Source organism: Klebsiella sp. OBRC7, assembly GCF_000293135.1.
Classification (GTDB): Bacteria; Pseudomonadota; Gammaproteobacteria; order Enterobacterales; family Enterobacteriaceae; genus Klebsiella; species Klebsiella michiganensis.
This window is the reverse complement of record NZ_ALNJ01000119.1, coordinates 1-14,275: the sequence shown is the minus strand read 5'-3', so window position 1 is coordinate 14,275 and position 14,275 is coordinate 1. Positions and strand designations below refer to the sequence as shown.

The window sequence follows — 14,275 nt, the reverse complement described above, 5'->3', positions numbered from 1 at the left end:
GGGCAATGATTTTTATTGTTTCCTGGTTAAACAGCTTTATTTAATGAGATTTGGTGGCCATGCCACTGTAGAAAATACCGGAGGTACTTATGAACGACCTGCAATCACAACATCCCCGCCGTCGCATCATTGAGGTGGCGGACGAAAGCCTCACTTACCGTCAGGTAACCGTGGAAGATAACACGCCTACCGGTGCACAGATTTCAGCTGCATCAGGGTTTAAACCCGATCAGCTACCTGTCGTGCTGATGTTGCTTTCTGATGGTTCTCTGGAGGACATCCGTCCCGATGAAGTTGTGGATCTTGGCTCTCAGGTTCGCCGCTTTATCATTGTCGAGTCAGACCGCACCTATTTGTTTACTATTGATGGTACTCGTATGGAGTGGCCATGTCGTTTAATTACCGGTTATGTCGTTCGTAAACTCGGCAATGTTGATGATAATAAAAAACTGTTACTGGAGCGTGAAGACGAAGCTGATCTTGAAATCCAGAATGACCAGTTTATCGATCTGGATGGGGATGGTATTGAGCGCTTCATCAGCAGGAAGGCATCATGGAAACTGAATGTTCAGGGTAAGGAATTTACTTTTGATACCCCGACTATTGTAATCCGTGACGCCGTTATCCGTGCAGGGCTGAATCCCGGTCAGGCATGGCATATTTTCCTCAAAGTCGAAGGGCAGCCTAAGATTGAGAAGAATATTGATGACGTCATTGATTTGCGTACGCCTGGCATTGAGAAGCTGCGCCTCACGCCGAAAGATGTGAACAATGGCGAAGCATCCGGGGTAACTCGTCGTGAGTTCAGTTTGCTACCTGCAGATGAGCAATATCTTGATGGAATGGGATATTCCTGGGAAACCTGCCTGAACGGGAATGCTCGCTGGCTGATTATCCACGATTATGAACTCCCGGAAGGGTATAACCATAATAAGATTAAACTGGCCCTGTTGATTACCTCCGGTTATCCCGTAAACATGCTGGATATGTTTTACGTATACCCGCCACTGTCGCGGGTCAATGGCGTCAAGATCCCAGCGACGGAAGCTACGGCGGTTATTGATAGTGTCGCGTATCAGCGATGGTCCCGCCATCGCTCATGGGATCCTGAAACAGATTCTGTCATCTCTCAACTGGCGATGGCGGATGGTTGTCTGCAAAAGGAGGCCGGACAATGAGCTCCGGGAGTCGCCTGATATTGACGCAGGAGCTTCATGCCTCACTCCGTAAACATCTGTTCCCGGGAGACGGAAAAGAGGCTGCTGCAATTCTGGTCTGTAATCGTTACGATGGTACTCGTCTGAAGCTCCTGGCTAAGGAGCTCATTCTTGTTCCATATGAAGAGTGTAAATCCAGGACGATCGATTTTATTTCCTGGCCGGGTAGCTACCTTGAGAAGGCCATTGATATCGCAGAAGAAAAATCGATGTCAATTATCCTTGTCCATTCGCATCCAGGTGGTTTCCTGGCTTTCTCTGATATGGATGATGCAAGTGATGTGCAGACTATGGCATCGCTTTTTCAGGGCGTTAACACCATTCATGGTTCGGCAATTATGATTCCTGACGGGAATATGCGTGCACGTTGCTACCGGGAGGGGAAGCACTCTGAGAATGTGGAACTGGTAACCGTCGCGGGTGATAATATTCACTACTGGTGGGACGGGATCACTGAGCCACGGCCGCCTGCAATGGCTTTTACATCGGGGATGACGGACACTTTTAACAAGCTCACCGCAGCTGTCATTGGTGTATCCGGTACAGGGTCGATTGTGGCCGAGCAGGTAGCAAGGCTGGGCTTTGGCGAAATTATTTTGATTGATCATGACCATATAGAAAAGAAAAATCTGAACCGGATCCTGAACTCGACCCTTGAAGATGCGATGGTCTGCCGACCAAAGGTAGACATGTTCGCGGAAGTTATTCAGCGTATTCGGGGGGACGATATTGCCCGGCCAATTCACAATACTATTTTCTCGCGGGAGGCCGTTCTTGCTGCAGCAAACGCAGATATAATCTTTTGCTGCGTTGACACCTACCATGCCCGAATGATTGCAGATCGTATTGCTTCTGCTTTTTTAATCCCATTGCTTGATGTGGGGGTAAAAATTCCGACTCATGTTGATCCTGAAGATGGGCGAAAAATTACGGACGTGACGGGCCGGATTGATTATGTAAAACCCGGTGGATCTACTTTATCTGATCGTCATGTATATACACCTGAGCTTATATACCGGGAAAACCTGAGCGCGAAGGATTATGAAGATCAGGTCGGGAGAGGTTACATCACAGGGGTTCAGGAAGAGGCTCCATCGGTAATCACCCTGAATATGCGAGCGGCATCGGCTTGTGTGTCGGAATTCATCGCAAGGTGTTTCCCTTTTCGCGAATATCCTGATAAGAGATTTGCCCGTACTATGTTCAGTCTTGCTGGTGTCGAAGAAGACTATACCGATGAAAGTGATATAGAGAAGGCGCTGAATCCCCGGCTTGCAGTCGGATGTGAAGAGCCTCTTTTGGGGATCCCGGAACTGGGGGGTAAATAATGTCTATTTTCGACAGGCTGTTCTACTATGTTTTATGTAAACTGGAACCGTGGCTCCCGCCACGGCACCTGAAAATTATCAATGGGGACTCATTACCCGCAAAGGTACCCATACGTTCAATTATTCTTGCCAGAGATGGGGATGAAGACTGGTGCATCGGATTCAAATGCCCTTGTGGATGTGCCCGTACTATTGAGCTACTTGTAATCGATGAAGCGAAACCCCGATGGGACTACCGTCTGGACAATAATGGTTTTCCTACATTACATCCATCTGTATGGCTCAAAGACGGCTGTAAATCTCACTTTTGGGTAAAACAAGGGCGGATATTCTGGGTGTAATAACTAAATCAATTTGGTCCAGTAGATAATTAACGGATGTTTTCGGCTTAATAAAATGAAACGGGAAGTTCTGTTAATTATATTATGATTAATGATAATTAAAGATGCCGTACTAACGTCGATTACTGTTACCAGGATTGAATATCATATTTTCCGGTTCGTACATTCACATGCCTGCCTGGGCTTTTCAAGGGACGGCAGGCTTTGTTAATGGAATGGTCGCCCCCTACATCTTGTGCCACAGTGGGACGATAAATCGTCACTACTTGAGAGGAGCGACCATCATGAACGTTAAGACTATCGGCATCGATTTGGCAAAAGAGGTTTTCCAGGTCCACGGAATTGACGAACACGGCAAGCGGTTGTTCAACAAGCAACTCAAACGAGCAAAAATGCTTTCCTTTTTTGCCAACATCCCTCCATGTTTGATCGGCATGGAAGCCTGTGCTTCTGCCCACTTTTGGGCCAGCAAATTAATGTCGATGGGCCATAACGTCAAGCTGATGGCCCCTCAGTTCGTCAAGCCCTATGTCAAAACCAATAAGCATGATGCTGCAGACGCAGAGGCTATTTGCGAAGCCGTCACACGACCCAACATGCGGTTCGTGCCGGTCAAGACCCCTGAGCAGCAAGCTGTATTGGCACTTCACCGGAGTCGTCAGAGTTTCATCAAGCAACGGACCGCTCAGGCGAATCAAATTCGGGGGCTATTGGCTGAATTTGGCATCGTCGTGCCCCGGGGGATCCAGCAGCTACAACTACAGTTACCTGAGATACTGGAGGATGCTGATAACTCGTTGCCCCCTCTGTTCCGTGTACAGCTGAGTCTGTTACAGCACCATATGGCATATCTGTTCGATGTCATCGCTACGCTCGAGAAGCAGATTGAGCAGTGCTACCGCCAAAATGCGCTATGTCAGCGTATCAGCAAGATCCCAGGCATTGGCCCGATCACCGCCACCGCACTCATTGCGACTATCGGCAACGCCAGCAATTTCGAAAATAGCCGACAGTTGTCTGCCTGGTTAGGACTGGTTCCACGCCAGCATTCAAGTGGTGGCAAACAAGTCTTGCTCGGGATAAGCAAACGAGGCGATATTTATTTACGAACCTTACTCATTCACGGTGCCAGGGCTGTGTTGCAGTCGGTCAAACGTAAACAGGATGCTGTATCGGGATGGGCCAGTCGACTACTGGCACGTCGGAATAACAACATTGCCTCGGTAGCATTGGCTAATAAGAATGCGCGGATTGTGTGGGCACTATTGGCAAAAGACCAGGAGTACTGTGCACCAGTGATGAACGTTTAAGTATCTGTGAGTCAGTAAGACAGAAACAACACCACCGATTGTTCAGGCAAGCATGAAGTGATGGCAGGACAGGTCAGACCGTGATGGGGAAAACCCGGTTTATTCAAGGCTCCTGAAAGAGCGCTTTGTTGATAGAGGCCTCCATCAGCGTATTCCATCAGGGACAGAGGTGTTTCACATCACCTTGGCAAAGTCCGGATCTATGGCTGCAATTGATGACCTGCAAATTCACCACAACATATTTAGCTTGGCAAACAGGAGGCGACCATCTATGAATAAATCAGATTTCGGGCGAGCGCTATATGTAGCGGGTTGGGTTTTCAGGCGATACGCGGCTTTGTTAAATAAATCGAACTTTTGCTGAGTAGAAGGATCAGATCACGCATCTCCTCACTACTCAGGTAGTCCCGTGGCAAAGCAGAAGTTCAGGAGCACCAACTGGCACACCTACAACAAAGCTCTTATCAACAGGGCTCCGTGACTTTCTTATTCAGGCCAGGTATGAATCAGCAACGCCTTCATCACGGGGGAGACCTCAGCGCTATTCTGACCTCGCCATCACTACTGTTCTGGTGATTAAACGCGTATTCAGGCTGACCCTGAGGGCCGCACAGGTCCATTTTTGACCTGACGGGCGTTCCGTTGCGCTGCCCGGATTACAGTAGTGTCAGTAAACGGGCTAAGTCGGTTAACGTCAGCTTTAAAACACAGACCCGGGGTGAAATTGCGCATCTGGTGCTTGACTCCACCGTGATGAAGGTCTTCGGTGAAGGCTAATGGAAGGTCAAAAAACACGGCAAAGAGCGCCGTCGAATCTGGCGGAAGCTCCACTTGGCCGTTGACAGCAAAACACATGAAATTATCTGCGACAGACCTGTCGCTGAACAACGTCACTGATTCAGAAGCGTTCCCGGGTCTTATCAGGCAGACCCATCGAAAAATCAGGTCAGCCGCAGCGGATGGAGCTTACGATACCCGGCTGTGTCATGATGAACTACGCCGTAAGAAAATCAGCGCTTTCATCCCTCCCCGAAAGGGGGCAGGTTACTGGCCGGGTGAGTACGCAGCTCGTAACCGTGCGGTTGCGAACCAGCGAATGAGCGGGAGTAATGCGCGGTGGAAATGGACGACGGAGTATAACCGTCGCTCGATAGCGGAAACGGCCATGTACAGGGTAAAGCAACTGTTTGGTGGCTCACTGACTCTACGTGATTACGATAGGCTGGGTAATCAGTGTGGTAAACCTGCCTGTCTCTTTGACGGCAGGTTTACCAGAAGTAGATTACTTAATCTTTTCAACGTTACGTTTTGGCACTCCGTTTTCTGCCGACAGGGAATTTTCGATATAAGGTATCTACCGCTACGTCATAAATCAGTGCCACCTGCTGTCGCGGGACGCCGTTAGCCAGAAGATGTCCGGCTTGTGCCCATTGCTCCGGCGTCAGCTTGGGCCTGCGTCCACCGATGCGTCCTTTAGCCCTGGCGGCAGCCAAACCTGCACGGGTTCGTTCGACAATAAGTTCTCGCTCCATTTCAGCCATCGCCCCCATAATGTGAAAAACAAACCTTCCCATTGGTGTGGCGGTATCTATGGAGTCGGTCACGCTACGAAAATGAATCCCTCGTTGTTGTAACGTGTCCATTAGTTTGACGAGTTGTCTCATACTGCGTCCCAATCGATCCAGTTTCCACACCGCGAGCGTATCCCCCGCCTGTAATGTCTTCAGCGCACGATTGAGTTTTGGTTTTTTCTCTGTAGCTCCACCGATTTTCTCTTCAAATATCTGCTCACATCCTAACCGTTCTAGTGCTTCACGTTGTAAATCGGTGTTTTGGTCATTTGTTGATACCCTGACATAGCCTATTAACACGCCATTTCCTCCTCTCAAAAGGAAGGAGAATGCCAGATCGCCCGATAACGCTCATCTGCGTAATTGTTGGTTTACCTACAAGCGGTATATAGTTATTGCAAAAAACAAGTTATGTACTCTGAAGGATTATGTATGGCAGTGAATCAAGCGAGGATTTTCGAGCAACTTGAACAGATAACCCAAGAGATGAATCGTGACGAATTCATTTACGGTTTTATGGTCGCATTTGATTTTCCTAAATCAACGATTACACAGGTGCGTCAGGGCAGTAGTCGTAACATCGCTAAAGAACCTGGTCAGGTGGGTATCAAGAATAAACTCTGGTTTCAGTCTTCTGCGGTAGGCGAAGATCTTGAAACTCTTCTCAATCAGTACGTTGATGACCCTGCGATAGCTAAAAACAAGATTCGCTTCGTGCTGGTCACTGATTTTACTCGCTTTCTGGCTTGGGATACCGCGAGCAAAGAGCGGCTCGATATTGAGATGGACGAGTTACATAGCAATTACGGTTTCTTTCTGCCGTTAGTGGGCCTTGAGAAAGCCATTATTAGCAGTGAAAACCCTGCTGATGTGAAAGCCGCTGAGAAGATGGGGAAGTTGTTTGACCTCATCCGAGTCCGTAATGACCTCAGCAAGTCTGAAGATATTCACGCCCTTAACGTCTTTCTGACCCGTTTGTTATTTTGCCTCTTTGCCGAAGACACCGGTATCTTTGCCCTCTCCCAGTTCACTTCTGCTGTCAAAGGTTTTACCGAAGAGGATGGCAGCGATCTGGATGCATTCCTTTATCGGTTATTTGGTGTGCTAGATGAGAAGCCTGACAGCCCTCAGCGGCAAAGGCTGCCCGCCCATCTGGCAGCATTTCCGTATGTAAATGGTGGATTGTTTGCCAGCGATGAACCGGTTCCCGAACTGGGCAAAAAGGGACGCAAAGTCTTACTCGAATGCGGCACCATGAACTGGAGTGAGATTAACCCGGATATTTTCGGCAGCATGTTTCAGGCCGTGATTGATGTGGAGCAGCGCAGCCGCTTAGGGCAGCACTACACCTCATATCGCAATATCATGAAGGTGATTCAGCCATTGTTTCTTGATCCGTTACGCATTGAATTGGATAAACAACGTAACAATGCCAAAGGGCTCAAGGCGCTACTGGTACGGCTTGGTAAGATCAAAGTGTTTGATCCCGCCTGTGGGTCCGGTAATTTCCTGATTGTGGCCTACAAAACGTTGCGCAAACTGGAAATAGAAGTGATTGAGGCCTTGCGTGAGCTGGAACCTCAAACATTTTCAATGAGCGGTCTTCACCTGTCACAGTTTTACGGCATTGAAATTGATGACTTCGCCTGCCAGATTGCTCGGTTATCCCTCTGGCTGGCGGAACACCAGGTGAATAGTCAGTGGGAAAAAGCGTTTGGTTTTGCGCCACCGGCATTGCCGCTCCGTGAAAGCGGCAATATTCATAGTGGCAACAGCTTGCGTCTTGATTGGCATCAGCTCTGTCCTAAGCAAGCTGAAGACGAAGTCTATGTAATCGGTAATCCGCCGTTTTTGGGTACTCTTGGTCGCACAGAAGAACAGAAATCAGATATGCAGGTCGTTTTTAGCGGTTTTAAAGCGTTAGGTTATCTTGATTATGTCGCTTGTTGGTTCTGGAAAGGTGCTCAATATATTCAACATTCCCGTGCTGAATTGGCATTTGTTGCAACTAATTCTATCTGTCAAGGAGAGCAAGTCTCTACATTGTGGCCATCAATTTTTGCTTTAAATCTTAATATTCATTTGGCTTATTCAACCTTTGCTTGGTCAAATAATGCTCGAGACAAGGCTGCGGTTCATGTGATCATTGTAGGATTATCTGCATGTGCTAAACCGCGTAGGCTATTTCAAGGCATCGATGGTGACTTACATAGCCGATATGTAAGTAATATTAGTCCCTACTTACTAGAAGGAAGTAATGTTGCCATTGGTACACCAAGCAAACCTTTGGTGAGAGGTGTTCCGCCGTTACTTTTTGGCAATAAACCGACTGATGGTGGAAATCTTTTACTTACACGAGATGAACGAGATGAATTGTTAAAGGATGAGCCGCTAGTTAAACGGTGGATTAAGAAAGTGTTGGGTGCGGCTGAGTTTTTGAACAGCAAGGAAAGGTGGTGTTTGTGGTTAGTTGACGCTACAGACGCTGATTTGAAAGCAATGCCAGAGGTAAAAAAAAGAACTGAGGTTATAAGGAATTTGCGGTTAAAGGCTGGTCATCCGGCAGCGATAAAAATGGCGCAAAAACCTCATGTTTTTATGCAAGTTAGTCAACCTAAATCAGGCAGTTATATTCTTGTCCCCAGCGCTTCATCGGAGCGTCGGACATATATACCAATAGGTTTTTTGGATGCGGATATAATCTCAACAAATGCAAATTATATTATCCCCAACGGTACACTATACGAATTCGGAATACTTTCTTCGTTAATGCATAACGACTGGATGAGGCTGGTAGCAGGTAGGTTGAAAAGTGACTATCGCTATTCTGCTTCGGTAGTTTACAACCCTTTTCCTTGGCCTGAAGTTACAGACACACAACGTACGCAAATCGAGCTATTCGCCGAAGACGTGATTTTAATCCGTGAAGAGTTTCCCGGCCATACGCTGGCTGAACTCTATGATCCCGACAAGATGCCGCAAAAGCTGTTAACCGCCCATCAGTCCCTCGATACAGCGGTGGATCGACTTTACCGTGAGCGCCCATTCAAAGATGCAGCAGACCGCTTAAGCTGCCTGTTGGCTCGCTATGAAGCACTGACACAGAAACTGAAAGCAACTCAGGCTAAACCAAGAAAGAGCAGAACACCAGCCAACGCAGGAAACCATAATGAATAACCTATTGCATGTTGAATATGGTCAAACAGGCCAGAGTAGCAGCCTTAATTCGATGGGTATGCGTGAAATGCAGACCCGTGCTTTTGCTGAACGCAACAGCCGGTATCTATTGATCAAGGCACCTCCGGCTTCGGGGAAATCTCGTGCGTTAATGTTTCTGGGGCTGGATAAGCTGGAAAATCAGAGCGTGCGAAAAGTGATTGTCGCCGTCCCGGAAAAGTCTATCGGCGGCTCTTTTCAGGACACCTGTTTAACCGAAAAAGGCTTTTTTGCTGACTGGCGTGTTAAATCCGAGAACAATCTGTGTGTGGATGGCGGGGAAGCGGGTAAGGTTCAGGCTTTCCAACGCTTTATGTCCGGCAAAGAACGTATTCTGATATGTACTCATGCAACCTTGCGTTTTGCGTTTGATAAATTACTGGTAACAGATTTCAATAATTGCCTGGTGGCTATTGATGAGTTTCACCATGTGTCTGCCGATGGTGATAACCGGCTTGGTAATCTTATTGACGAGCTCATAAAAAAATCGAGTGCGCATATCATTGCTATGACCGGCTCATACTTCCGAGGCGATACCGTGCCGATCCTATTGCCTGAGGATGAGGCACTGTTTACTAAGGTGACATACACCTATTACGAGCAGCTAAACGGCTATCAATATCTTAAATCTCTGGGGATTGGTTATCATTTTTATCAGGGGCGTTATATTGATGCATTGCCCTCGGTACTCGATATCAGCAAAAAAACGATTATTCATATTCCGAATGTCAATTCCGGTGAATCAACCAAAGATAAATACGGAGAGGTTGATTCTATCATCGATGTGATTGGCAACGTGATAAAACGCGATCCTCTGACTGGGGTTTACCATATTGCGGGAAAAAATGACCGTGAGATCAAATTAGCCAATCTGGTTGATGATAATCCTAACGAACGCCCCAAAATCCAGGCGTATTTACGTAATATCAAAGCGGCTGATGACATGGACATCATCATCGCCTTAGGCATGGCGAAAGAAGGGTTTGACTGGCCTTACTGTGAACATGTGCTGACTATTGGCTATCGCAGTTCTCTGACAGAAATTGTGCAGATTATCGGCCGGGCGACCCGAGATTGTACGGGAAAAACGCATGCTCAGTTTACCAATCTCATCGCTCAACCCGATGCACAGGATGATGATGTGAAGGCATCGGTCAATAATATGCTTAAGGCGATCACCACGTCGTTATTGATGGAGCAGATCCTGGCTCCCAACATCCAGTTTAAGCCTCGTTCTCAATGGGACGGTCAGCCACTGCCTCCCAATACTTTGCTCGTAGATGATTCCGCAACCTCACCAGTATCCCCGAAAGTGTTGGATATTCTGAACAGTGACAAGAATGAAATTATGGCGACCCTGATGGCTAACGAGCAGTTGGTCAAAGAGGCAATCAGTGAAACCACGCCTCCCGAAACCGTTACTCAAGTAGCTTTGCCAGCAGTGATTCAAACGCTTTACCCAGATTTGACCGAAGAAGAACAGGAACAGGTACGTCTGGGGGTATTGCAAAGTATGTTGATCACTCAGAAAGGAGGCGTGGTTGATTGGGAAAACCTGCCGCAGGATGCCAATGTGGATATGGCAAATGGTGCTGAAGAAGAATCAGTTAACAGTATCGCAGGTAAACAGTTCCTGAAAATGGGTGAAAAGTTCATCTGTATTGATAATCTGGATATAGATCTGATAGATGTGGTAAATCCGTTCCATGGTGCTTATGAAATTCTCTCTAAATCGGTAACTGCGCCTATGCTGAAAACCATTCAGGAAGCAGTAAGTGCCAGCCGATCGCAGGTCTCCGAAGAAGAGGCAATTATCCTTTGGCCTAAGATCAAGCAGTTCACCCGAGAACAACAGAGAGGGCCATCGCTAAATGCCAGTGATCCGATTGAGAAGCGTTATGCCGAAGCGCTGGCCTTTATCCGCAAAATGAAGCAACAGAAGTTGGCTAATCAGGAGCAGTAAAATGATCCGGTTATCGACAACACGATTAGCGGCCAAATCAACATTAGATGAGATCCTCAGTGAAGAAGATGATCTCTGTTTATTGGATGTTCACCCCCTGAATAACAAAGCGAGTCCTGTCGATTTGGCTGGCAATCAGTTTGCCGAAATTGCCGCGTTTTACGATCGGCATGGTCGTCTGCCAACAGAAAACAGCACCGCTTCTCTTGATGAGAAACGCCTGGCAAGACGATTGCGCATCATTAAAGAAAACCCCGATATATGCGCTTCGTTGCAAACGCTGGATTGCCGGGGGCTTCTGGCTTCAAATCATCTTGAAAATGATAGAACCCCGCTAGTCGCTGAACCAGAGCCAATACCCTACGTCAACAAATCAGAACTGGTGACTTCTTTAGAGGATATTTTTGCCGACGACGAGGACGGTTTATTAGATTTTGCGGAACCTGACATCTTCAGCTTACAGTATGTTTCCGCTGACAAAAAAGAGCAGCCAGATGAAATTGCCCAGCGCCAGCCTTGTCACGACTTCCCGCGTTTCGAACCACTGTTTCGTCGCCTGCATAAAGGCTTAAAAGATGGGGCTTTTGGTCTTGAGCGTTTTACGCATAAATTGAAAATTATTGAAGGCGATTTTTTTATTCTTAATGGGTTACTCGGGTATGTGCATAGTGCTGGTGAACGTTTGGAAGAATATCGGACCTACAACGCCCGATTGCGGCTGATATTTGAGAATGGCACCGAAATGAACATGCTCTATCAATCCTTAACTCACGGCTTGGTGAGAGATAAAGAAGGGCGCAAGGTGCAACTCAATGGCGAGACGTTGCAACCATCAGATACTGCGGTGCCGACCGGCTTGGTTTATGTGCTCGCCACCACGAGTACAGACCCAGCGCTTATTCCTTATAAACAAAGCCTTTACAAGATTGGCTTTACCGAAACAACCGTGGAACAACGCATTGAACATGCCCAGAAAGACCGCACTTTCCTCGAAGCACCAGTCAGGATTGTGGCTACCAGCCAGTGCTTTAACCTCAATGCCCAAAAATTAGAGGCATTGGTACATGGTTTCCTTGCTGCCCGTCGGCTCAATATTACGCTCAAAAGCCACAACGGTCAGGTCTATGCTCCCAGAGAGTGGTTTAATGTCCCATTGACTACAGTTCAGGCGGTGATCCAACACATTGTGGACGGAACTATTTCGCAGTACCGACTGGATAATACGACTGGGAAAATTGTTGCAAAACATCCTGGGCCATAAGGCTATTACCCAGCCAGGAGTCAGCCTTTTCAGTAGACTTAAAAATAACTATCAAGACGTTCTCCAGGGCATTTTCAACGTTTCTCTCATTACTTTCGACTAATAAAACTTGCTGTCGCCGTAGACTAATGGCATCTGCGAGCGGTTCCACAAAACAATACTGAAAAAATTTTATCAGGTAACGTTCCGCAAAAAGCTGTACGGTGATATCGAAACATTATAGTCGGATCTTGATGAATGGCTGGCTCACTATAATAATGAGCGAACTCATCAGGGGAAAATGTGCTGTGGACGGACACCAATGGAAACATTACTTGATGTAAAACGCATCTGGTCAGAGAAGGATTTAAACCAGATGTAATCTGACAGATGCCTGTATAAATAATCAGCACCTGTCAAATCAGGTCTAAGTTAATACAAATGATGCTCACCTATGCTTATTGTTTAATATGTTACTTTTAACTTGATTTAAAAAGGATCTAGGTCATAGGTGTAATTTGTTCCAGATAGAACCTTAGTAGGCTTGTATTCTTGATCTCTACTCTTTCGTCCTCTTTCAGATATAAGATGCAAATTTTTTCTTGCTCTCGATCCGATAACATATAATAGTTTTTTTGTGCTATCATCGGATGAGTCATTGAAATTTGGAACCATATCTTGTAATAATCCGAATGATATAACAGTGTCATATTCACCACCTTTTACGCCATGAATTGTTGACACTTTAATACCGGTTTTTGGCTTGAATGCATTACGAAATGCATTTATGTCAGTGGCAAAATGTTCATTATCTTTTTTTAATCGATTAATTCTATCTTCTGAGCTTTTAAAGAAAGACTCGTAGTGTTCCTGTAAAAGAGGGTACAAGCGAATATCAACCTCTATTTTATTAAATAATTCTGAAAAGAAATTTTTTAGGTAATTCAATCCATCTACATCATCGATTTTTATATCATTTATGATATTCAAAAATATTTTTTGGATTTATTTTTTGAATATCTACCTGAGAAAAACTCATTTCTGATAGGATATCATTTACCCATCTCATTCGTTTAACGTACATATTTGGCGATGGTTCAGTAAGAATTACTTGAGTGATCTTGTACCAGAAGTTATCTATATCTCTAGAAAATGGGACTAATCCAGGTCCATCAAAATTATAGTTTGGAAGACTTGTAACTAAATTTCTCGTTAAAGCAGCAAGGTGCATCCACCATGGTGCAAGAATGCATATTTCCTTCTGCTCAATGCCTAGCTGGTTAATATTGTACTCAATATACTTGCTTATATGATCAACTAAATTTACCTTATTAATTATTTGATTGTACGTTATAAGACTATTGTAACTCTTTAGCTCACTTTCCGAACTTGTCGTACTCGGTAATACATTGAAATTTCTATAGAAATCTATTATCTTTTTTGAGCTTCTATAATTCTTATCTAGGGTCATATAGGAGAAATGCGAATCCGTCATTTCATCCAGTTTTTCTTGTGATATTGCATATCCTCCTAATGATCCGTATATAGCTTGGTTAGGATCTCCAACAATAAAAGCATCAATTTCACCTTTGCTAGATTTAATTATTTTTGCAACAATGGCATATTGAATTTCTTTAGTATCTTGAAACTCATCTATAAATATGTAGGAAAAAATACCACTCAATATTTTTGATATAGATTCTTTACTTATCAACTGAAATGAGAAATATAACATTTGCTCAAAATCAATCTGATTATTTCTACTTAGCTGAAGATGATACTCTTCGAGTATATTTCTTATGGCCTCCTGCTTTTTGATATGTCCAGATAGTTGAATTCCTTCCGATGTATAGTAATGATTACATTCGTAAAATTTTATTTTTTTACTCTTGTAATTTGAACAAATATTAGTAATTAATACTTCTGAATCATAGCTATTAAGTATTTTAAACCCATCTTTGAGGTTTTTATGATAGATAGAATACGGTTTTAGTAGCCATTCGTAGCAAAAAGAATGAATTGTTCCGATCCATAACCGTGATGTATCTACACCTAATAACTCAATTCGTTCTTTAATTTCGTCAGCTGC

The 14,275-nt window shown here is 45.3% G+C and carries 10 protein-coding genes and 2 pseudogenes; 9 read left to right on the top strand and 3 right to left on the bottom strand.

Annotation, left to right across the window (positions count from 1 at the left end; translation table 11 throughout):
• The first annotated feature begins 89 nt into the window (after positions 1-89).
• From HMPREF1144_RS22940 to HMPREF1144_RS31985, 5 genes and pseudogenes are all read left to right on the top strand, one after another.
• On the top strand, positions 90-1,178 hold the full coding sequence (locus tag HMPREF1144_RS22940; protein ID WP_009654114.1) for a multiubiquitin domain-containing protein: 1,089 nt from the start codon (positions 90-92) through the stop codon (positions 1,176-1,178).
• Complete coding sequence (locus HMPREF1144_RS22935; protein WP_009654109.1) at positions 1,175-2,545, top strand: ThiF family adenylyltransferase; 1,371 nt, start codon at positions 1,175-1,177, stop codon at positions 2,543-2,545. The genes HMPREF1144_RS22940 and HMPREF1144_RS22935 overlap by 4 nt, the downstream gene beginning before the upstream one ends.
• Positions 2,545-2,886, top strand: a complete 342-nt coding sequence (locus HMPREF1144_RS33760; protein WP_071532308.1) for a DUF6527 family protein — start codon at positions 2,545-2,547, stop codon at positions 2,884-2,886. The genes HMPREF1144_RS22935 and HMPREF1144_RS33760 overlap by 1 nt, the downstream gene beginning before the upstream one ends.
• 284 nt (positions 2,887-3,170) lie before the next feature.
• Complete coding sequence (locus tag HMPREF1144_RS22930; protein WP_009654110.1) at positions 3,171-4,196, top strand: IS110 family transposase; 1,026 nt, start codon at positions 3,171-3,173, stop codon at positions 4,194-4,196.
• 377 nt (positions 4,197-4,573) lie between these two features.
• Positions 4,574-5,415 (top strand): annotated as a pseudogene (locus tag HMPREF1144_RS31985) (IS5 family transposase); the annotation flags it as partial.
• Positions 5,416-5,497: 82 nt separating this feature from the next.
• Here HMPREF1144_RS31985 and HMPREF1144_RS22925 read toward each other — a convergent pair.
• On the bottom strand, positions 5,498-6,067 hold the full coding sequence (locus HMPREF1144_RS22925; RefSeq protein WP_042928315.1) for a recombinase family protein: 570 nt from the start codon (positions 6,065-6,067) through the stop codon (positions 5,498-5,500).
• Between the two features lie 132 nt (positions 6,068-6,199).
• On the opposite strand from HMPREF1144_RS22925, the gene HMPREF1144_RS22920 reads away from it, so the two are divergent.
• The 4 genes and pseudogenes from HMPREF1144_RS22920 to HMPREF1144_RS32475 form a co-directional block, all read left to right on the top strand.
• A complete protein-coding gene (locus tag HMPREF1144_RS22920) occupies positions 6,200-8,944 on the top strand; it encodes a class I SAM-dependent DNA methyltransferase (protein WP_009654118.1) in 2,745 nt (914 codons plus the stop codon).
• Positions 8,937-10,946: a DEAD/DEAH box helicase gene (locus HMPREF1144_RS22915; protein WP_198286856.1), complete on the top strand. Its 2,010-nt coding sequence runs from the start codon at positions 8,937-8,939 to the stop codon at positions 10,944-10,946. Before HMPREF1144_RS22920 ends, HMPREF1144_RS22915 begins: the two co-directional genes overlap by 8 nt.
• A 1-nt stretch (position 10,947) precedes the next feature.
• On the top strand, positions 10,948-12,207 hold the full coding sequence (locus HMPREF1144_RS22910) for a GIY-YIG nuclease family protein (RefSeq protein WP_009654095.1): 1,260 nt from the start codon (positions 10,948-10,950) through the stop codon (positions 12,205-12,207).
• A 124-nt stretch (positions 12,208-12,331) separates the two neighbouring features.
• A pseudogene (locus HMPREF1144_RS32475) lies at positions 12,332-12,568 on the top strand (integrase core domain-containing protein); the annotation flags it as partial.
• Between the two features lie 107 nt (positions 12,569-12,675).
• Here HMPREF1144_RS32475 and HMPREF1144_RS33380 read toward each other — a convergent pair.
• Positions 12,676-13,176: a 3'-5' exonuclease gene (locus HMPREF1144_RS33380; RefSeq protein ID WP_071532306.1), complete on the bottom strand. Its 501-nt coding sequence runs from the start codon at positions 13,174-13,176 to the stop codon at positions 12,676-12,678.
• A partial coding sequence (locus tag HMPREF1144_RS22905) for a UvrD-helicase domain-containing protein (RefSeq protein WP_009654107.1) occupies positions 13,160-14,275 on the bottom strand: 1,116 nt, incomplete at its 5' end. The genes HMPREF1144_RS22905 and HMPREF1144_RS33380, both read right to left, overlap by 17 nt.

Coding starts and splice junctions, on each gene's coding strand:
- HMPREF1144_RS22910 (WP_009654095.1), top strand. CDS start 10,948: ATGATCCGGTTATCGACAACACGATTAGCGGCCAAATCAACATTAGAT.
- HMPREF1144_RS22930 (WP_009654110.1), top strand. CDS start 3,171: ATGAACGTTAAGACTATCGGCATCGATTTGGCAAAAGAGGTTTTCCAG.
- HMPREF1144_RS22935 (WP_009654109.1), top strand. CDS start 1,175: ATGAGCTCCGGGAGTCGCCTGATATTGACGCAGGAGCTTCATGCCTCA.
- HMPREF1144_RS33760 (WP_071532308.1), top strand. CDS start 2,545: ATGTCTATTTTCGACAGGCTGTTCTACTATGTTTTATGTAAACTGGAA.
- HMPREF1144_RS22940 (WP_009654114.1), top strand. CDS start 90: ATGAACGACCTGCAATCACAACATCCCCGCCGTCGCATCATTGAGGTG.
- HMPREF1144_RS22915 (WP_198286856.1), top strand. CDS start 8,937: ATGAATAACCTATTGCATGTTGAATATGGTCAAACAGGCCAGAGTAGC.
- HMPREF1144_RS22920 (WP_009654118.1), top strand. CDS start 6,200: ATGGCAGTGAATCAAGCGAGGATTTTCGAGCAACTTGAACAGATAACC.